Consider the following 20,846-nt stretch of genomic DNA (forward strand, 5'->3'; position numbering starts at 1 on the left):
CGACGGACGTCGGCGGCCTTCCGCCGCCCCTTTCGTCGGACGACAAGCGGCTGCCGCCCGATTCTTTCCGCTTCGTCATTTGACGGGGGTGCGCCGGGCGGTGAATGTGTCCCGCCGATGCGATGACTCGCACCGTCGTCAAGGGCCGCGGCGCGCGGCCCGCATTCTCGGGGGAGACCAGCTTTGGATAGACGTCGATTTCTCGCCGCCTGCGGCATCGGGGCCGGGGGCGCCCTGCTGCCCGGCTTCGTCGGGCGCGCCATCGCCGCCGAACAACTGGTCGAACCGGTCGACGTGGCGGTCAAGAAGCGCCTGGCCGACGCCGGTCTGAGCGCCGCGACCAACGCCGGCGCCAGCTATTGCGACGTCCGCGTCGGCCGCTATCTGCGCCAGTTCATCATCACGCGCGAAGCCAACGTCCAGAACGTGGTCAACACCGAGTCCATGGGCGTCGGCGTCCGCGTCATCGCCGACGGGGCCTGGGGCTTCGCCGCCACCAACGAGATGACCGCCGAGGCCGTCGCGAACGCCGCGCGCCTGGCCGCGGCCATCGCCCGCGCCAACACCAAGAACCAGACCGCGCCGGTCCGTCTGGCCCCGACGCGCGGCGTCGGCGAGGTCAGCTGGCGCACGCCGATCCGTCGCAACGCGATGGAGGCCCCGCTGCAGGAGAAGGTCGATCTGCTGCTGGGCGTCAACGCCGCCGCCACCAACGCCGGCGCCAGCTTCGTCAACTCGATGATGTTCCTGGTCAACGAGCAGAAGTATTTCGCCAGCACCGACGGCTCCTACATCGACCAGGACATCCACCGCATCTGGGCGCCCTTCACCGTCACGGCGATCGACCAGACGACGGGCAAGTTCCGCTCTCGCGACGGGCTGTCGGCGCCGATGGGCATGGGTCTGGAATATCTGGACGGCGATGCGGCCGACAAGATCACGGCCCCGAACGGCGTGGTCAGCTACGGCATGTCCTACGACATGACCGAGGACGCGGTCGCAGCCGCCCGCCAGGCGCGGGAGAAGCTGACGGCCGCCTCGGTCAAGCCGGGCCGCTACGACCTGGTTCTGGACCCGAACCACCTGGGCCTGACCATCCACGAGTCGGTGGGCCACCCGCTGGAGCTGGATCGGGTGCTGGGCTACGAGGCGAACTACGCCGGCACCAGCTTCGCCACCCTGGACAAGCGCGAGGCGCGCTTCCAGTACGGCAGCGAGATCGTCAACATCATGGCCGACAAGACCCAGCGCGGCAGCCTGGGCGCGGTCGGCTACGACGACGAGGGCGTCCAGACCAAGAGCTGGCCGCTGATCCAGGACGGCAAGCTGGTCGACTATCAGACCACGCGCGATCAGGCTCATATCCTGGGCAAGGACGCCTCGGACGGCTGCTCCTACGCCGACTCCTGGTCGACGGTGCAGTTCCAGCGGATGCCCAACGTCTCGCTGCAGCCCGGCAAGACCAAGATGAGCGCCGCCGACATGATCGCCAATGTCGAGGACGGCATCTACATCCTGGGCCGCGGTTCCTTCTCGATCGACCAGCAGCGCTACAACGCCCAGTTCGGCGGGACTCTGTTCTACGAGATCAAGAACGGCCGCATCACCCAGCCGCTGGAAGACGTGGCCTATCAGATGCGCACGCCCGAGTTCTGGAACGCCTGCTCGGCCATCTGCGACGAAAGCGACTATCGGATGTTCGGCTCCTTCTTCGACGGCAAGGGCCAGCCCAGCCAGGTCTCGGCCGTCAGCCACGGCTCGTCGACCACGCGCTTCGACGGCATCAACGTCATCAACACCGCGCGTTCGCTCGGCTGATCGGGATCGGGGACACAACAATGAGCATCATGACCGAGACCGAGGCCAAGGCGATCCTGGACAAGGTGATCGCCCTGTCGACCGCCGACGAGTGCACGGCCCAGCTGAACGGCTCCATCGACGGCAACATCCGCTTCGCCCTGAACAACGTCTCGACCAGCGGCGTCGTCAGCAACACCGACCTGGCCGTTCAGGTGGCGTTCGGAAAGCGGGTCGGCGTCGCCACCATCAACGAGTTCTCCGACGAGGCCCTGGCGCGCGTGGTTCGTCGCGCCGAGGACCTGGCCAAGCTGGCGCCGGAAAACCCCGAGTTCGTGCCCGCCGTGGGTCCGCAGCAGTACCGGCCCAGCCAGACCTTCAGCGAGGCGACGGCGGCCATCACCCCCGAACAGCGCGCCGAGGTCGCCCGCGCCTCCATCGCGCCGTGCCGGGCCGAGAACCTGATCGCCGCCGGCTTCCTGCTGGATGGCCAGACCTTCGTCGCCTTCGCCAATTCGAACGGCAACTTCGGCTATCAGCGCGCCACGGGCATGGACTACACCTGCACGGTGCGGACCGCCGATGGCCGGGGTTCGGGCTGGGTCGGGCGCAACCTTCAGGATTCTAGCCGTTTCAACGCCGGCGACGACATCCAGATCGCCATGCGCAAGGCGGCGGCCTCGGCCGACGCCCAGGCGTTGGAGCCCGGCAAATACACCGTGATCCTGGAGCCGGCGGCGGCCGCCGGCCTGATCTCCTTCATGTTCAACTTCTTCGACGCCCGCCCGGCGGACGAAGGACGCAGCTTCCTGTCCAAGGCCGGCGGCGGCAACAAGCTGGGCGAGCAGGTCTATGACCCGCGCGTCAACATCTTCGCCGATCCGTGGCACGACGAGGCGCCGGTCATGCCTTGGGACGACGAAGGCCTGCCGCGCGACCGCCTGCCCTTCGTCGAGAACGGCAAGATCGCCAACCTGATCTACTCGCGCTACTGGGCGCAGAAGCAGGGCAAGACGGCCGTGGGCCAGCCGGGCAACCTGATCATGTCCGGCGGCACGAAGTCGACCTCGGACCTGGTGCGCGAGACCGAGCGCGGCATCCTGGTGACGCGCACCTGGTACATCCGCATGGTGGACCCGCAAACGGTGTTGCTGACGGGCCTGACCCGCGACGGCACCTTCTATATCGAGAACGGCGAGCTGAAGTATCCGATCAAGAACTTCCGCTTCAACGAGTCGCCGGTGATCATGCTGAACAACATCGACGAATTGGGGCGGCCGGTGCGCGTGGCCGGCGACGAGTCCTCGTTCCGGATGATGATCCCGCCGATGCGTCTGCGCGACTTCACCTTCACCTCCCTGTCGGACGCGGTCTGACGACGGGATGGGCGGCGGTCGGCTCACCCGTGCGGACTGCCTGCGACTGCTGGCCGGCGGCGCGCTGGGCTCCCTGGTTTCAGGGCGTCCGGCCGTCGCCGCGCCGACCTACGACTTCTGGTTCACCCGTCTGCGCTACGATTCCGGCGACTGGGACGTGGACCAGCGGATGCCGTCGAACATCCTGACCTCCCTGGTCGACTACACCAACCTGCGGATCGACCCGGAGGAGCGGGTGGTGCGCCTGTCCGACCCGGCGATGCTGAGGGCGCCGTTCTGCTATCTGGCGGGACACAAGCTGGTCGAGTTCAACGCCGCCGAGGCGGCCAATTTCGAACGCTATGTCAGGAACGGCGGCTTCGTCTTCGTCGACGACTGCAACCACGACATCGACGGCCTGTTCGCCACCTCGTTCGAGCGTCAGATGGCGAGCCTGTTCGGCGCCGACGCCCTGAACAAGCTGCCCAACGATCACGCCCTCTATCGCAGCTTCTTCCAGTTCGACGGCCCGCCGGCCACCAGCTTCGAGCTGAACGGCTGGGGCGACGACCTGGTGCACGACTATCTGAAGGGCATCGTCGTGAACGGCCGGCTGGGCGTGCTCTACAGCAACAAGGATTACGGCTGCGAGTGGGACTACGACTGGCGCAACAAGCGCTTCCTGGCCGAAGACAACACCAAGTTCGCGGTCAACATCGTGATCTACGCCCTGACCGCCTGACCCCTCCCCGCCTGGAACTCCCATGACCGACACGCCCAGCGAAGCCGAAATCAAGGACCGTCTCGACCAGCTCGGTCGCTGCGCCAGGCGATCGGTCAGGCCATCGTCGGTCAGGAGCAGGTGGTCGAACAGCTGCTGGTCGGCCTGCTGGCGGGCGGCCACTGTCTGATCGAGGGCGTCCCCGGCCTGGGCAAGACGCTTCTGGTGCGGACCCTGGGTCAGGCGCTGGCGCTGGACTTCCACCGCGTCCAGTTCACCCCCGACCTGATGCCCAGCGACATCCTGGGCACCGAGGTGCTGGAAGAGGATCACGGCACGGGCCATCGGCGCTTCCGTTTCCAGCCGGGCCCGGTCTTCACCAACCTGCTGCTGGCTGACGAACTGAACCGCACCCCGCCCAAGACCCAGGCCGCGCTGCTGGAGGCGATGCAGGAGCATACCGTCAGCTACGCCGGCGTGACCCATCGGCTGGCAGAGCCCTTCTTCGTCCTGGCGACGCAGAACCCGCTGGATCAGGCGGGCACCTATCCCCTGCCGGAAGCGCAGCTCGACCGCTTTCTGCTGAACATCCGGGTCGGCTATCCGACCGCCTCCGAAGAGCGCGCCATCCTGGTCCAGACGACCGGCGCCGGCGGCGCCGAAGTCCCGCAGGTGATGCAGGGGCCGGACATCGTGGCCCTGCAGAAATGGGTGCGTCAGGTCCATGTGGGCGACGGGCTGATGGACTGGATCGTCGCCCTGGTGCGGGCCACGCGGCCGGCGCCCGACGCGCCGGCCGTCGTGCGTGACTACGTCCGCTGGGGCGCCGGTCCACGCGCGGGACAGGCCCTGATCCTGGCGTGCAAGGCCCGCGCCCTGCTGCACGGGCGTCTGGCCGCGACGCGCGAGGACGTCCTGGCCCTGGCCGCGCCAGTGATGCGCCACCGCATCCTGCTGTCCTTCGCCGCCGAGGCCGAGGCCAAGAGCGCCGACGCCGTCATCGCGGACCTGCTGACGACCCTGCCCGCCCCCGCCTCGGACTGAGGCGCCGATGTCGCCGCTCGACCTGCCTGCCGATCTGCGCAGCCGCCTGCGGCGGCTGTCGCTGACGCCGCGTCGGCCGGCGATGCTGTCCGCGGCCGGCCAGCACGACAGCCGCAATCGCGGGGGCGGGTTGGAGTTCGCCCAGTATCGGCCCTACGAGCGCGGCGACGACCTGCGCCGGATCGACTGGAAGCTCTACGCCCGGTCGGACCGCTTCTTCGTACGCGACGCCGAACGCGAGAGCCCGGTGGCGATCTGGATCGTGCTGGACGCCAGCGCCTCCATGAGCCAGGCGGACCTGGCGACGCCGCTGTGGAGCCGGTTCGACGCCGCACGCCGCCTGGCCGCCAGCCTGATCCAGGTGGCTCTGCAACAGGGCGACTGCTTCGGCCTGATGGTCGCCTCGGCCGGCGCGCCCGTCGTCATCGAACCGGGCGCCGGCGCGCGCCATCGCGACCGGCTGTCGTTGGCGCTGGCCCCGCTTCAACCCGGGGGTGTCGCCCACTGGACGCGCGATGTGGCGGTGTTGGGCCAGCGTCTGGGCCCAAGCGATCTGATCCTGTTTCTGAGCGACGGGTTCGACGAAGACTGCGTCGCCGGGGCCGAACGGCTGGCCGCCTCCGGTCGCGACGTCGCCCTGATCCAGATCCTGACCGCCGACGAACGGGACTTCCCCTTCGACGACGGCTATCGCTTCGAGGATCCCGAGTCTGACGGCCATGTGGTCGGCGACGGACGCGCCCTGCGCGCCGGCTATCTGGCCCGCATGGCCGAGGCGCGGGCCGCCCTGGTCGCCCGCCTGGACGCCCACGGCGTGCGCCACGCCCTTCATGTGGTCGACGAGCCGGCGGACCGTCCCATACAGGCCCTGTTCCGCGAGGCGACGCGGTCATGAGCCCGGCCCTGCTCGCGCCCTTCGCCCTCGTCGCCCTGGCGGCGCTGGCGATCCCCGTCGTCATCCACATCGCCCGGCGAACCCAGACGCGCACGGTCGCCTTCGCCGCCCTGCGCTGGCTGAAGCGCGATCCCAGGTACCGCCGACGCCTTCGGATCGACGAACGGCGGCTGCTGGCCGCCCGATTGGCGCTGCTGGCCGCGATCGTCCTGGGCCTGGCCCAGCCCGTGCTGCGCGGCCTGGCCGACGACCGTCCGGTCTTCGCCGTCGCCCCTGGCGTGGACCCGGCCCGCCTGCCCGCGCCGCGACAGGACAACGCCCGGCGGATCTGGCTGGCCCCTGGCTTTCCGTCTCTCGACAACGCCCCGCCGACAGGAGGCGAGGGTCAGGACCTCGTCAGCCTGATCCGGCAACTGGACGCCGACCTTCCCCAGGGGACGCCGCTGGAACTGGTCGCGCCGTCGGTCCTGGACGGCGTCGATGCGGAACGCCCGCGCCTGTCGCGGGCGGTCGCATGGCGCGTGGCGGATCCCGCCCCCGCATCGGCGCCGGCTTCCTCCCCGCCGCCCCGCCTCACGGTCCGCTACGCCCCGGATGCGGAACGCCAGGCCCGGTTTTTCCGGGCCGCCGTCTCGGCCTGGACGGCGCCGGACCTGCGGCCCGCCTTCGACGCCGCCTCGACCGACAAGGCGCTGGGCGCCGACCCCGGCGCGCTGGTGTGGCTGGCGGCCGGCGCTCCGTCCGCCGAGGTCGTCGCCTGGATCCGCGCCGGGGGCGTGGCCCTTCTGTCCTCCGACGCCGTCCTGCCGTTCGAAGGCGAGGCCGTCGCCGCCTGGCGCGACGACGCCGGCGCGCCCTTGGCGATGCAGGGCCTGGTCGGCAAGGGGCGGGTCGTGCATCTGACGCGGCCGCTGACGCCGTCGGCCATGCCCGCCGTGGCCCAGGCCGACTTTCCCGACGCGCTTTGGCGGCTGCTGGCGCCGTCGCCGCAGCCCGCGCGCGTCGCCGCCGTCGATCACGCCCCGCTGACGGGGGGCCGGCTCCTCGGCTTCCGGCCGTGGACGCAAGACCCTGGCTGGCTGTGCTCGTCGCCCTGCTGTTCGCGGTCGAGCGCTGGCTCGCCACCCGCCGACGTCGAGCGGTCGCGCCATGACCGCACGCAAACCCTCGCTCCAGCAGCAAGCCCTTCGGCTTCAGAACGCCGCCCGCCGCCGCGCGGCCCTGGACACGCTGGCGATCGGCCTGCCGCTGACGACGGGCATTGTGCTTCTGTGCCTGCGGATTTTCGGTCCGGAGGTCGCGGCCGCCGTCGCCGTCGGCCTGCTCCTGGCGACTTCGATCACGGCCGCCTGGCGGATCCGCCGTCTTGACCGGGCGTGGCTCGTCGCCCGACTGGACGCCGGCGCCCCGCCGTTGGAAGACAGCGCCGACCTGCTGTTCCGCGACCCCGCCGCGCTGAAGGGGTTCGCCGCCCTGCAACGCGGCCGCCTGGAGCGCCGAACGGACGCTCTGGAGCGAATGGATCTGCGGCCGCCGTGGTCGCGCCGGCCCATCGTCAGCGCTGTCTTGGTCGGCGCGGCGATCGGCCTGGCGGCGGCCATCTGGCCTTCCACGCAGCCGGTCGATGCAGGGCGCCGCGTCACGCCCCATAGCCGGGGCGCCGAAGGTGACGCGCACCCGCCTGCGGATCGTCCCGCCCGCCTATACGGGGCTGCCCGCGCGCGAGCAGCCCGCGCTGGACGCCCGCGCGCCAGAGGGATCACGTATCGAGTGGGTGATCGACATGGCGCCCGGGCCTGACGCCGCACAGCTGGTCTTTCCCGGCGCGGCGGCCGTGACGCTGGCCCGCCGGGGCGGCGGCTGGCGGGGCGCGACGACCCTGACCGCCTCGACCCTCTATCGCCTGGAGGCCCAGGGGCTGGAGCGCCAGCGACTGCACCGGCTGAACGCCGTCATCGACGCCGCCCCGGTCGTTCGCATCGTGGAGCCCGACGCCCAGTTGGTCCTGACGCGCCCCGGCCAGACGCGCTGGACCCCGGTGTTCGAGGTCACGGACGACTACGGCGTTGCGCCCGGCGCGGTGCTGCGCATCGCCGTGACCCGGGGCGAGGGCGAGAACATCACCGTCAAGCATCGCACCCTGCCGCTGACGGTCGCGGCGACGGCCGGCGCAAGCGTTTCTCCGTCACCCTGGATCTGGCGCGCGAGGGCCTGGCGCCGGGCGGCGACATGATCGTGCAGCTGGCGGCGCGCGACAATCGCGCCCCGGCTCCGCAGACGGTCGACGGCCCCAGCGTGATCCTGCGCTGGCCGTCGGCCCAGGGGCTGGAGGGCGGCCTGGACGGCATGGTCCGCCAGACCCTGCCCGCCTACTTCCGCAGCCAGCGGCAGATCATCATCGACGCCGAGGCGCTGATCGCGGATCGCCGCCGGATCGGCGCCGACCGGTTCCAGAGCCGCTCCAACGCGTTGGGCGCCGACCAGGCTCAGTTGCGCCTGCGCTATGGCCAGTTCATGGGCGAAGAGGCCGAGGGCGGCGGCGCCGGCGGAATCGCGCTGCCGACAAACGACGCGCCCTCGCGCCCGGCGCTTCCGACCAACGACGCCCCCGCGCCGGCCCCGGCGGCGGCCGAGGCCGATCACGATCATGCGGATCACGACCACGCCGATCACGACCACGCGCATGACGCCGGACCGCCCGCCTTCGGCTCGCAGATGGATGTGACGGCGCAGTTCGGCCACGTCCACGACACGCCGGAGGCGGCGACGCTGTTCGACCCCGGCACGCGCGACACCCTGCGCCAGGCGCTGAACGCCATGTGGGGCTCCGAACGCGCCCTTCGCCAGGGTCTGCCGGAAGACGCCCTGCCCTACGCCCACCGCGCGCTGGAGCTGCTGAAGGAGGCCCAGCAGGCCACGCGATCTTCCTGGCGCGCACCGGCGCGAACCTGCCGCCCGTCGACCTGTCGCGCCGCCTGAGCGGAGACCGCGACGGGATCGTCGGCGGGGCGTTCGCCGCCCTGCCGGACCGGACCGCCGACGCCACGGCCGCCGACGTCTGGCGCGCCCTTCAAGAGCGGCCGGGCCCGACGGGGCCCCTGAGATTGGACGCGCTGGATCGCTGGGTTCGCGACAACCGCGGCCGGCTGCAGGACCCGCTGGCGCTGACGGCGGCCATCGACACCGTCCGCAACGAACCCGATTGCCGGCCGTGCCGCGCCCGGCTGCGCGCCCTTCTCTGGACCGCGCTGGATCGGCCGCCGCCCGCCGTCCAGCGTCGCACGGCGCCGGACGCGCGCGGGCGGCGCTATCTGGAGGCCCTGCAATGACCGGGGCCGCCTCCATTCCCGTTTGGGTCGGCGTCGCCATCGGCCTGATCGTGGCGATCAGCCTGGCGCGGCTGATCCTGTGGCGACAGGCGGCGCCCGTCGACCAGCGTTCGTCCCTGTGGCGGCTGGCCCTGCTGATGACGCTGAACGTCGCGGCGGGCGCGCTGCTTTATCTGACCCTGTTCCCGCCAGCCACGTCGCTGCGGGCGGGCGCCCTGGTGGTGGCCACGCGGGGGGCGCCCGGCGTTATCGCGACCGGACCGGGGGACAGGCTGATCGCCCTGCCCGAAGCCGGCGCCGTGGCGGGGGCCGAACCGGCGCCGGACCTGGCCACGGCCTTGCGACGGTTTCCCGACGCCGCCCGCCTGCGGATCGTGGGCGGCGGGCTGGAACCGCGCGACCTGCAGCCCCTGCCTGTTCCGACGACCTATGCGCCGCCCCCTTGCGCGAGGCGTCATCGAAGCGGCCCTGCCCGCACCGGTCGCCCCAGGCGGAACGTTCAGCGTGGCGGGGCGGGTCGGCGCCCTGCCCTCCGGCTCGATCGCCCTGGTCGATCCGTCCAACGCGGTGGTGGATCACGCCGCCGTCGTCGCCGGCGGCCGCTTCACGCTGCGATCCAGCGCGCGGGTGGCGGGTCAGGCCCTGTTCGCCCTTCGCCTGCAGGACGCCGCCGGCCGCACGGTCGAGCAGATCGCCGTGCCCGTCGACGCCCGCCCTGCGCCGCGTCCTCGGGTCCTGGCCCTGGAAGGCGCGCCCAACCCCGAGACCAAATATCTGCGCCGGTGGGCCCAGGACGCCGACGTCGATCTGCGCCTCCAGGTCGATCTGGGCGGGGGCCTGCAGATGGGCGACCCGCCGGGGGCGCTGACGGCGGCCCGTCTTCGCGACGTCGACCTGCTGGTCATCGACGACCGGCGTTGGGAAGGCCTGTCCCCTCAGGCGCGCGCGGCCGTGACGGCGGCGGTGCGCGACGGGATGGGCCTTCTGCTGCGGCCGACCGACGCCCTGTCCGGCGCCACGCGTCGCGAATGGGCGGCGCTGGGCTTTCCGCTGAGCGGCGGCGGCGACGCCCGCGAGGTGGAGTTGCCCCCGCCCCGGCGTCGACGACCAGCGGCGACGCCGCCGTGCGCGCCGAGACGCCGGCGCCCCTGGAACGGCGCGACTTCACCCTGTCCGGATCCGATACGGCGTCCCTACTGCGCGCCGCGGACGGAACCGAACTCGCGGGGTGGCGCCCGCTGGGTCTGGGCCGGGTCGGCGTCTGGACCGTCGCCGACAGCTATGTGCTTGTCCTGACCGGCCGGGGCGATACGCACGGCGCGCTGTGGAGCGCGCTTTTCTCCGGCCTGTCACGGCCCGAGCCGAGCCGCAGGCTGCACGTCGACGGCTTCTCGACGGCGGGCGTGCGACTGGTGGCGTGCGCGGTCGCCGCGAACACGATCGTCGTCGATCCGGCCGGACGAGAAAGCCGTCTGCTGGTCGATCCCGCAACCGGCGACCACGCCTGCGCCGCCTACTGGCCGCAACGCGCGGGCTGGCACATGGCGCGGACGCCGGACGGCGCGCAGACCGCCTTCTATGTTCACCCGCGTGACGCGGCGCCGTCGCTTCGGGCGTTCCAGGCGCGCGAGGCCACCCGCCAATTGGCCGCCGTTTCAGCCCCCGGCCCGCCGCCGCGGCGGCCGACCGGCACGGACGCGGCGCGGCCTGGCCCTGGTTCGCCGCGCTGCTGGCCGTCCTCGCGTTTCTGTGGACAATCGAGCGCTGGCGGCCGAAGCGGACCGCGCCTGGGGACTGAGGCCCGGCGCGGTGGGCGATTTCGCTTGCATAATCATATAAGGATATCCTTATATGATGCCATGACCCTGACCGCGGATCAAACCGTCGAAGCCCTGCGCGCTGCTGGCGAACCGACCCGCCTGCGCGTGCTGTCGCTGCTGGCGGGGGAAGAACTGTCGGTCATGGAACTGTCCCGCATCCTGGACCAGAGCCAGCCGCGCGTGTCGCGCCACCTGAAGCTGATGACGGATGCGGGCCTGATCGAGCGCTTTCCCGACGGCGCGCGCGTCTATTACCGCCTGTCGCACGACGCCCAGGCGCGGCGACTGATCGATACGGTCCTGGATATCCTGGCCGACGACGCCGGCGAGGCCGACCACCGTCGCCTGGATGAGGTCCGCAAGGATCGCGAGGAAGCCGCCGCCGCCTATTTCGAACAGATCGCCCCCCAATGGGACAGGTTGCGCTCTCTCTACGTCAGCGAGAATGCGGTCGAGGCGGCGCTGGAGCAGGCCGCCGGTCCCGGCCCGTTCGAACGCGTGGTCGATCTGGGCACCGGTTCGGGCCGGATGCTGACCCTGTTCGGCAAGAAGGCGAAGATGGCGGTGGGCCTGGACCTGAGCCAGAACATGCTGAACATCGCCCGGACCAATGTGTCGAAGGCCGGGCTGGACAAGGTCGAACTGCGCCACGGCGACATCTTCGCCACCCGCCTGCCGGTCCACAGCGCCGATCTGGTGATCGTGCATCAGGTGCTGCACTACCTGGCCGATCCCGCCGCCGCCGTGGCCGAGGCCGCGCGGCTGGTCAGCCCGGGCGGGCGCCTGCTGATCGTCGACTTCGCGCCGCACGACTTCGAACACATGCGCGAGGCGCATCAGCATCGCCGTCTCGGCTTCGCCGACACCGAGATCGCCGGCTGGCTGAAGGAGGCGGGCCTGACCAGCTTCGCCCCCATCGCCCTGCCGCCCGACCGCGAGGGCCTGACCGTGACCATCTGGACCGGCGAACGCCCCGCCGTCCCCTCAGCCGTCCAAGATCGAAAGACCGCCTGATGGCCAGCCTGTCCGAAGCCCGCGCCCTGCTGCTGTCGCCGCTCGGTCCGGTCGCCCGCGCCGGATCGAACCATGCGCCCGTGCGCGTGTCGTTCGAGTTCTTTCCGCCCAAGTCGGATGACGCCGAGGCCAGCCTGTGGAAAGCGATCCGGCGGCTGGAACCGCTGAACCCGGCCTTCGTCTCAGTCACCTACGGGGCGGGCGGCTCCACGCGCGAACGCACGCACCGCACGGTCCAGCGCATCATCGCCGAGACCGCCCTGCGCCCCGCCGCCCACCTGACCTGCGTCGAGGCCAGCCGCGACGAGGTCGACGAGGTCATCGACAGCTACAAGGCCATCGGCGTCGACCACATCGTCGCCCTGCGCGGCGACCCGCCGGGTGGAGACGGAATCGGCGGCGTGTATCGACCGCGCGCCGACGGCTACGCCAATGCGACCGAACTGACCGCCGCCATCGGCCGCGCCGGCGGGTTCGAGGTGACGGTCGCGCCTATCCCGAGAAACATCCCGAAAGCCCGTCGATCGACCACGACATCGACGTGCTGAAGGCCAAGGTCGACGCCGGGGCCACCCGCGCGGTCAGCCAGTTCTTCTTCGACATCGACGCCTTCCTGCGCTTCCGCGACCGGGTGCGGGCGGCGGGCGTGACCATTCCGCTGATCCCCGGCGTCATGCCGGTGTCGAACTTCAACGGCCTGAAGCGGATGAGCGCCGCCTGCGGCGCCGCGGTGCCCGACTGGCTGGCGGCCCATTTCGACGGTCTGGACGACGACCCCGAGACCCGCAAGCTTCTGGCCGCCTCGGTCGCCGCCGAAACCTGCGCCCGGTTGCAGGAAGAAGGCTTCAGCGACTTCCACTTCTACACCCTGAACCGCGCCGACCTGGTCTATGCGATCTGCCGGGTGCTGGGCGTGCGTGAACAGAAGGCGGTCGCCCAATGACGCCCCCCCGCCCGCGCCGACCGCATCGCCGCCCTGCATGCGGCGGCGAAGGAACGCATCCTGGTGCTGGACGGCAGCTGGGGCGTGATGATCCAGCGGCGCGGCCTGAGCGAGGCCGACTTCCGCGCCGATCGCTTCGTCGCCGCCAACGGCTATGACGAAAAGCAGCAGATGAAGGGGAACAACGACATCCTCTGCATCACCCGGCCCGACATCATCGCCGACCTGCACGAGCAGTATTACGCCGCCGGCGCCGACATCTCCGAGACCAACACCTTCTCGGCGACGACCATCGCCCAGGAAGACTACGCCCTGGACGAACAGGCGGTGTGGGACATCAATCTGGAAGGCGCGAAACTGGCGCGCGCCGCCGCCGACCGCTGGACCGAGAAGCAGCCGGACAAGCCCCGCTTCGCCGCCGGCTCCATCGGTCCCCTGAACAAGATGCTGTCGATGTCGTCGGACGTGAACGATCCCGGCGCCCGCAGCGTGACCTTCGACCAGGTCTATGAGGCCTATCGCCATCAGGTGAAGGCGCTGAACGAAGGCGGCGTCGATCTGTATCTGATCGAGACCATCACCGACACGCTGAACTGCAAGGCCGCGATCAAGGCGATCAAGGATCTGGAGGACGAGGGCATGGACGCCCTGCCCATCTGGATTTCCGGCACCATCACCGACCGTTCGGGCCGCACCCTGTCGGGCCAGACGGCCGAGGCCTTCTGGAACAGCGTGCGTCACGCCAAGCCCTTCGCCGTCGGCTTCAACTGCGCCCTGGGCGCCGATCTGATGCGCCCGTTCATCGCCGAACTGAGCCGCGTGGCCGACACCCTGGTCGCCGCCTATCCCAACGCCGGCCTGCCCAACGCCATGGGCCAGTACGACGAGCAGCCGCACGAGACCGCCCACTTCATCGAGGAATGGGCCGCCTCCGGCCTGGTCAACATCGTCGGCGGCTGCTGCGGCACCACGCCGGATCACATCCGGCACGTGGCCGAAGAAGTCGCGCCGCTGAAGCCCCGCGCGGTCCCGGAGCGGCCGGTGGCGCTGCGCCTGTCGGGGCTCGAGCCGTTCGAGTTGGTGGCGTGAGACACGAATGGACAAATCCTCCCCCGCCCTGCGGGGAGGGGGACCGCGGAGCGGTGGAGGGGGCGACAATGCCTCCGCCGTCTGCCGCCTCGCTCGAATCAATATCCCGGAAGCGCAGGCATCTCATTTGCGTCCGCCCCCTCCACCACGCTTCGCGCGGTCCCCCTCCCCGCTTCGCAAGGGAGGATCTAGATGCGTCCCGTCTTCATCAACGTCGGCGAACGCACCAATGTCACCGGCTCGGCCAAATTCCGCAAGCTGGTGGTCGAGGGCGATTACGCCGCCGCGCTGGATGTCGCGCGCCAGCAGGTCGAGGCGGGCGCCCAGGTCATCGACGTCAACATGGACGAGGGTCTGCTGGACGGCGTCGTCGCCATGCGGACCTTCCTCAACCTGATCGCGGCCGAGCCGGACATCGCCCGCGTGCCGGTGATGATCGACTCATCCAAATGGGAGGTCATCGAGGCCGGGCTGAAGTGCGTCCAGGGCAAGCCCATCGTGAACTCCATCTCGATGAAGGCGGGCGAGGCCGAGTTCCGGGAGCAGGCCGTCAAATGCCTGCGCTACGGCGCCGCCGTCGTGGTCATGGCCTTCGACGAGGCAGGCCAGGCCGACACGGCCGCCCGCAAGATCGAGATCTGCACCCGCGCCTACCGCATCCTGGTCGACGAGGTCGGCTTCCCGCCCGAGGACATCATCTTCGACCCCAACATCTTCGCCGTGGCGACGGGGATCGAGGAGCACGACAACTACGCCGTCGACTTCATCGAGGCGACGCGCGAGATCAAGCGCACCCTGCCCTACGCCCGCATATCCGGCGGCGTGTCGAACGTCTCGTTCAGCTTCCGCGGCAACGAGCCGGTGCGCCGGGCGATCCACTCGGTCTTCCTGTACCACGCCATCAACGCCGGCATGGACATGGGGATCGTCAACGCCGGCGACCTGCCCGTCTATGACGACATCGACCCGACCCTGCGCGAGGCGGTCGAGGACGTGATCCTGAACCGGCCGCAGCGGACCAACGTGTCCAACACCGAGCGGCTGGTGGACATGGCCCCGTCCTACAAGGGCGAAAAGGGCGCGGCCAAGGCCGTCGATCTGAAATGGCGCGACGCCCCCGTCGGCAAGCGGATCGAGCACGCCTTGGTCAACGGCGTCACGGAGTTCATCGAGGCCGACACCGAAGAGGCGCGCAGCCAGGCCGAGCGCCCCCTGCACGTCATCGAAGGCCCGCTGATGGACGGGATGAACGTGGTCGGCGACCTGTTCGGCTCGGGCAAGATGTTCCTGCCGCAGGTGGTGAAGTCGGCCCGCGTAATGAAACAGGCCGTGGCCTACCTCGAGCCCTTCATGGAGGCGGAAAAGGCCGGCCAGCCCCGCTCTTCCAACGGCCGCATCCTGATGGCCACCGTCAAGGGCGACGTCCACGACATCGGCAAGAACATCGTCGGCGTGGTTCTCCAGTGCAATAATTACGAGGTGGTGGACCTGGGCGTCATGGTCCCCGCCGACCGCATCCTGGACGAGGCCAAGGCCCGGGATTGCGACATCATCGGCCTGTCGGGCCTGATCACGCCGTCGCTAGACGAGATGGTCTTCGTCGCCGCCGAGATGGAGCGGCGCGGCTTCGACATTCCCCTGCTGATCGGCGGCGCCACGACCAGCCGCACCCATACGGCGGTCAAGATCGAGCCGGCCTATCAGCGCGGATCGACCACCTATGTCGTGGACGCCAGCCGCGCCGTCAGCGTGGTCTCTGGCCTGCTGTCGCCGACCGAAAGGGCCCGAAACGAGCAGGCGACCCGCGACGAATACATCCGCATCCGCGAACAGTATGCGCGCGGCCAGGACGTGAAGGCTCGCGCCAGCCTGCAGCAGGCGCGGGACAATCGCTGGCGGCCTGCGCAGGGTCAGACGCCCGCCCCGCCGCCGTCCTTCCTGGGCGTGCGCGCCTTCGACGCCTGGGACCTTCAGGACCTGGCCGACCACATCGACTGGACCCCCTTCTTCGCCAGTTGGGAGTTGATCGGCCGCTATCCCCTGATCCTGGAGGACGAAATCGTCGGCGAGGCCGCGCGCGACCTGTTCGCGGACGCCCAGGCCATGCTGAAGCGGATCGTCGACGAGCGCTGGTTCACGGCACGCGGCGTCGTCGGCTTCTGGCCCGCCAACGCGCGCGGCGACGACATCGTGGTCTGGAGCGACGAGACCCGCGCGACCGAGCTCGCCCGCTTCCACGGCCTGCGCCAGCAGATCGCCAAGTCGAACGGCAAGCCGAACCTGTCGATCTCCGACTTCGTGGCCGAGAACGGCGCGGACTATATCGGCGCCTTCGCCGTCACCGCCGGACACGGCGAACTGGAGAAGGCGGCCGCGTTCAAGGCGGCGGGCGACGACTATTCCGCCATCCTGGCCACGGCTCTCGCCGACCGCCTGGCCGAGGCCTTCGCCGAGCGGATGCACAAGGAGGTTCGCACCACCTTGTGGGGCTATGCGCCCAATGAAGCGGCGTCGGTCGAGGATCTGATCGCCGAGAAATACCAGGGCGTCCGTCCCGCCCCCGGCTATCCGGCCCAACCGGACCATACGGAAAAGGCGACCCTGTTCCGCCTGCTGGAGGCCGGGCCGAACGCCGGCATGGCCCTGACCGAAAGCTTCGCCATGACCCCGCCGGCCTCGGTTTCGGGCCTCTACTTCGCTCACCCGGGAAGCCACTATTTCGGCGTCGGCAAGATCGACCGCGACCAGGTCGAGGACTACGCCGCGCGCAAGGGATGGGATCTGGCCACGGCCGAACGCTGGCTGGCGCCGATCCTGAACTACGATCCCTACGCCCGCAAACGCGAAACGGCGGCCTGACCGAAGCCGGGCCGCCGTCGACAATCCGAGCCCGGACCGCGATCAGTCCGTCGGCGTTGCGTCCTGAAGCCCAACCTCGGCCGGCGTGGCCGGCGGCGTGGTGATGTTGTCGCGAATGCGCCGTGCGGCGTGCTCGCAACGTCCCGGCAGGCCGAAGAACAGCCCGAAGGCCTGGCTGCGGCTGGTCTCGTCCGCATTGGCGAGCAGAGGCGCCCATTGGGCCTTGGCCGCGGCGGCCGCCCTTTGGGCCTCGGCCTTGGCGGCGGCGGACTGACGGGGCTCGGCCGCGACCAGGGCGCTGCGGAAATCCTGCGCCTCCAGCCGCCCCAGTCTGACCAGTTCGGTGTCCTCGGCCGAGCGATCCGTCAGGGTGTCGCCCAGATCGGCGTGACCCGTCACCAACGCATCGCACCACGCCACCAGCGGATAATCCTGCGTCGGCGCCCCGCGCGGCAGAGGATTGGAATAGGCCAAGGCTTCGCGCAGGCGCACGGAATCGGCGGACTCGGAAACGGACGAAGCCGTGGCGATGGGGCCATCGCCGGGCGGGGTTTGTTGCAAGGTGAACGCGGCGGTGATCGCCAAGGCCAGAAACATGCAATCTCATTCAGGGCGGCGTCGAACTCGCTTCAAACGCAAGGAGAGCTTGAGCGTTGCCAATGGCCGTTTGGAGGCGCGCCAAAAGAAAAAGGGCGGACCTTGCGGTCCGCCCTTCGCTCGTATCGATCCGCTCTTAGAAGCGAGCCTTCATAGCGATGTTAAAGGTGCGGCCGAACACTCGATACAGTTGCGTGTCCGTGTTCGCCTGTCCGTAACCGACACCCGAAGCGGTTTGCTCAGGCATACGATCAAAAACATTACCGACGAACGCCGTGATCTGGAGATTATCACTCACGTTGTAACGTGCTGAGAAGTCCAGATAGTTGGAGGACGGCGTGTAGACCGGGCTACCATCATTGTAATTCGGACCAAAGGCGATGTCCTCCAGCTGCGGGATGTAGTTCCAGCGGGTGAAGAAAGTGAAGTCACCGATGTCATACGAGACGGACAGCACCGACTTCCAATCGAAGATCCCGCCCCCGATGTAAGCCACGGCCGTGCCAGCATACTCGTCACCGTCATAGTCCAACGAGTCGACGTAGGTGAAGAGCTCGTTGATACGGAAGCGGCCCGGCAGGCCGACGTCAGCACCATCCAACACGAAGTCCAGTTGGAAGTCGTAACCCTTGGTACGCTGGTAGCCAAGGTTGGTGCGGGTGGTGTTCACAAAGTCGATTTGACCCGTTAGCGGATCACGGACGACGCGCGAGCAACCTTCGGCCGAGGCATCCAGCGATCCGTAGCAGTCATTGATCCAGTAACCCGCGCCCAGCGACGCCACCAGGTTGGTGATGTCGATGTCGTAGTAGTCGACTGAAGCGCGAATGGTGCCGACAGGCGACTGCGGCTGGAAGACCAAACCGATCGTGGTGGTTTCGGCCTCTTCCGGCGCAAGGTTCGGGTTACCAAACGCGAACGCCTCGACCTGAGTATTCGCTTGGGTGAAGCCGGTGAAGTCGTAACCACCCGCCTGGGCCGAGCAGAATGCCAGCAGTTGGGCCGACGGGTTCGCAGCCGACCGGCAGGGATCGGTGTAGCTGGCGAAGCCTTGGTCGCCGTTCTGGAACAGTTCGAACACCGAGGGCGCACGGACCGCAGTATTGTACATCGCGCGGACCTTCACCCAGTCCACCGGCGACCATTCGGCGCCGAGCTTGTAGGTCTCTTGCCCGCCGATGGTGTTGTAGTCGGAGTAGCGCGCCCCGGCTTCCAGTCCCAGGTAGTTGAAGAAGGGCAGGTCCGCCAACAGCGGCACAGCCACTTCGGTGTACACTTCGGAAACATCGACCGAACCGGCTTGGTTCTGGATTGCGTTGAAGCCGAAGATGTTACCGGTGCGTTGCATGTCATCGACGCGGAAGTCCGCCTTCGACTCGCGATACTCCGCACCGAACACCGCCGAAACGGGGCCCGCCGGCAGGTTGAACAGCGAGCCGCGCACGAAGCCCGCGACGCGCTTTTCGCGAATCTCCGTGGTGGCGAACGTCGGCACGGTCAGGAAGTTGACCATCGCGTCCGTCAATGTGCCTTCACCAAACAGATCGAGCGGCACGCATCCGGGCAGAAGGCCGACCAGCGCATTACCTGCGAGATCTTGGCATCCCGCCAAGCCTTGCGCCAGAGCGGTACGGTTGGTCGAGTTTTCGCCGGTCGAGGTAAAGTTGTTCAGGCCGTAGCTGGCCGTCAAGCTCCAGTCCCAAGTATCCGAGAACTTGCCCGTCAGGGTGCCCAGCATGGAGAGGGCGTTATTTTCTGACTGGCCAGTCCGCGCGCCGACTTCGTTCATTCGGCGGTCCATGGTGAAGGACGACAGCGGGTTCGGACGCGATTGCAACGCCGCCCACAGGTCCGGATGGTTGGTCGAGATCAGCGATCGCATGGCCGGCGTCAGGGTGACCCGCAGACCCGTCGCGGGCGTCGGAGCCAGCGAGACCTGCTGGGTGCTGTTGACGTAGTTCAACTGCACACGCAGACGGATGTCATCGGTGATGTCGTAGTGACCGATCGTCGAGATCGTGAAGCGCTCGGCCGGGATGACCAGATAGTTATCGGGGGCGAAGTTATAACGGCTGGACCCCGCGGCACGATCCGGAACAGCGCACGCGCCCGCGGTTGCCAGCGGCGTCAGGGCACCCGACGTATCGAACGAGAGGTTTCCGGTGTTGTAGGGGGTCGCGTTCGGCACGCCATCGCAAGTCGTGTCGTACCCGCCCGCCGCGAAGTTGGTGTTGCCTGTGGCGCCGACCGCACCCGCCAGTCCCCTGAACGGGTTCGCAGCGTTGTTATAGATCGTACCCCAAGCCGACGTAGCCGAACCGCCGGACACATAAGTGCCCAGAGCGCCGTTGTTGACCGCATCCAGCCATTCAGCGGCTGTGTCGACCACCGGGTAGGTTCCGTCGGCAGCGACCACAACAGCGCCCGAAACGGCGGAATAGTCGAACTCGCTCTGATAAGTCCCTTCGCGCTTGTAGTAGCTGGCGTAGGTGGTCAGGTTGCCGCGACCGTTGGCGAAGCTGCCGCCGAACAGGCCGTTGATTTCATACTCCGGCGAGTTGCCTTCGAAGTCGGAGCCGTAGCTCACGTTCATCTCGGCGCCTTCGAAGTTGTCCTTCAGAATGAAGTTCACGACGCCGGCCAGGGCGTCAGAGCCGTAAACGGCGGAGGCGCCGCCGGTGACGACTTCGACACGCTCGATCAGCGAGGCGGGAATGGTGTTCAGATCGACGACGCCGGTGGTCGACGAGGCGGGCACGCGCTCGCCGTTCACCAGAACCAGCGTACGTTGCGCGCCGAGGCCGCGCAGATCGACGGTGGCGAACTCTTCGCCGCCCGCGTTGTTCGAGGTGTTCATATTGCCGGCGACGACCGACGGCAGTTGGTTCAGAAGGTTTTCAACCGTCAGCGTGGCGGTCAGCTCGATCGTCTCCGACGTGACCGTCGTGACCGGACTGATGGCGGCGAAGTCCTGACGCACGATGCGCGAGCCGGTGACGACGACGTCTTCAACGGTCGCCTGATCGTCCGACGTTTGGGTTTCCTGCGCGAAGGCCGGGCTGGCGGCTGCGGCCATGATCGCGCCGCTAATCATGGTGGTCGCCAGCAGGCTTCGACGATACTTCAGATTGCTCAAGACTTGTTCTCCCGTGATGGCGAGCCCCGTCGGAAATCCGAACGCTCCCCCGCCAAAAGCCGATTACCCGACGCCAACGTCGGGTTGGTTGCAGACCATACGAACGCGCCGCTGAAGTCCAGCATCTTGGCCAATTTTGAACACAGTCGTCGCCACTCTGTCGCAAACGCGCCACACTCTGGTCGCGGATGGAGGCCCTGAGAGACCAGATTGGGCGTCCCCCTTGCCCACCCGGCCACCGGCCGCC

14 protein-coding genes and 2 pseudogenes are annotated in these 20,846 nt (G+C 69.0%); 14 read left to right on the forward strand and 2 right to left on the reverse strand.

Annotated features, from left to right (window positions below; translation table 11 throughout):
- The first annotated feature begins 183 nt into the window (after positions 1-183).
- From MU852_RS02230 to metH, 14 genes and pseudogenes are all read left to right on the forward strand, one after another.
- On the forward strand, positions 184-1,818 hold the full coding sequence (locus MU852_RS02230; protein ID WP_249750840.1) for a TldD/PmbA family protein: 1,635 nt from the start codon (positions 184-186) through the stop codon (positions 1,816-1,818).
- 20 nt (positions 1,819-1,838) lie between these two features.
- A complete protein-coding gene (locus tag MU852_RS02235; protein ID WP_249750841.1) occupies positions 1,839-3,173 on the forward strand; it encodes a TldD/PmbA family protein in 1,335 nt (444 codons plus the stop codon).
- A 7-nt stretch (positions 3,174-3,180) separates the two neighbouring features.
- On the forward strand, positions 3,181-3,894 hold the full coding sequence (locus MU852_RS02240) for a DUF4159 domain-containing protein (RefSeq protein WP_249750842.1): 714 nt from the start codon (positions 3,181-3,183) through the stop codon (positions 3,892-3,894).
- A gap of 22 nt (positions 3,895-3,916) precedes the next feature.
- Positions 3,917-4,917, forward strand: a pseudogene (locus tag MU852_RS02245) (AAA family ATPase).
- 7 nt (positions 4,918-4,924) lie between these two features.
- Positions 4,925-5,812 (forward strand): DUF58 domain-containing protein, encoded by an 888-nt coding sequence (locus MU852_RS02250; RefSeq protein ID WP_249750843.1) that lies wholly within the window; start codon positions 4,925-4,927, stop codon positions 5,810-5,812.
- Positions 5,809-7,182, forward strand: coding sequence for a BatA domain-containing protein (locus MU852_RS02255; protein ID WP_249750844.1), 1,374 nt, complete (start codon positions 5,809-5,811; stop codon positions 7,180-7,182). The genes MU852_RS02250 and MU852_RS02255 overlap by 4 nt, the downstream gene beginning before the upstream one ends.
- A gap of 296 nt (positions 7,183-7,478) precedes the next feature.
- Positions 7,479-8,045, forward strand: a complete 567-nt coding sequence (locus MU852_RS02260; protein ID WP_249750845.1) for a DUF4175 domain-containing protein — start codon at positions 7,479-7,481, stop codon at positions 8,043-8,045.
- Entirely contained in the window at positions 8,042-8,791 is a 750-nt protein-coding gene (locus tag MU852_RS02265; RefSeq protein WP_249750846.1) for a hypothetical protein, read from the forward strand. The genes MU852_RS02260 and MU852_RS02265 overlap by 4 nt, the downstream gene beginning before the upstream one ends.
- Positions 8,792-8,916: 125 nt before the next feature.
- Positions 8,917-9,141 carry a hypothetical protein gene (locus tag MU852_RS02270; RefSeq protein ID WP_249750847.1) on the forward strand — a complete coding sequence of 75 codons (225 nt, stop codon included), beginning with the start codon at positions 8,917-8,919 and terminating at the stop codon, positions 9,139-9,141.
- A 429-nt stretch (positions 9,142-9,570) separates the two neighbouring features.
- Positions 9,571-10,437, forward strand: a complete 867-nt coding sequence (locus tag MU852_RS02275) for a hypothetical protein (RefSeq protein WP_249750848.1) — start codon at positions 9,571-9,573, stop codon at positions 10,435-10,437.
- A gap of 563 nt (positions 10,438-11,000) precedes the next feature.
- Positions 11,001-11,975, forward strand: a complete 975-nt coding sequence (locus MU852_RS02280) for an ArsR/SmtB family transcription factor (RefSeq protein WP_249750849.1) — start codon at positions 11,001-11,003, stop codon at positions 11,973-11,975.
- Positions 11,975-12,918 (forward strand): annotated as a pseudogene (gene metF / locus MU852_RS02285) (methylenetetrahydrofolate reductase [NAD(P)H]). The gene MU852_RS02280 and the pseudogene metF overlap by 1 nt, the downstream one beginning before the upstream one ends.
- Positions 12,919-12,942: 24 nt before the next feature.
- Positions 12,943-14,007, forward strand: coding sequence for a homocysteine S-methyltransferase family protein (locus tag MU852_RS02290; RefSeq protein ID WP_249751834.1), 1,065 nt, complete (start codon positions 12,943-12,945; stop codon positions 14,005-14,007).
- Positions 14,008-14,199: 192 nt separating this feature from the next.
- Positions 14,200-16,866 (forward strand): methionine synthase, encoded by a 2,667-nt coding sequence (gene metH, locus MU852_RS02295; RefSeq protein ID WP_249750850.1) that lies wholly within the window; start codon positions 14,200-14,202, stop codon positions 16,864-16,866.
- A gap of 42 nt (positions 16,867-16,908) precedes the next feature.
- Here metH and MU852_RS02300 read toward each other — a convergent pair whose 3' ends face one another.
- Both MU852_RS02300 and MU852_RS02305 read right to left on the reverse strand, forming a co-directional pair.
- Positions 16,909-17,463, reverse strand: coding sequence for a hypothetical protein (locus tag MU852_RS02300; protein ID WP_249750851.1), 555 nt, complete (start codon positions 17,461-17,463; stop codon positions 16,909-16,911).
- Positions 17,464-17,599: 136 nt separating this feature from the next.
- A complete protein-coding gene (locus MU852_RS02305) occupies positions 17,600-20,599 on the reverse strand; it encodes a TonB-dependent receptor plug domain-containing protein (RefSeq protein ID WP_249750852.1) in 3,000 nt (999 codons plus the stop codon).
- Positions 20,600-20,846: the final 247 nt, after the last annotated feature.

Source organism: Brevundimonas albigilva, from assembly GCF_023503965.1.
GTDB lineage: Bacteria > Pseudomonadota > Alphaproteobacteria > Caulobacterales > Caulobacteraceae > Brevundimonas > Brevundimonas albigilva.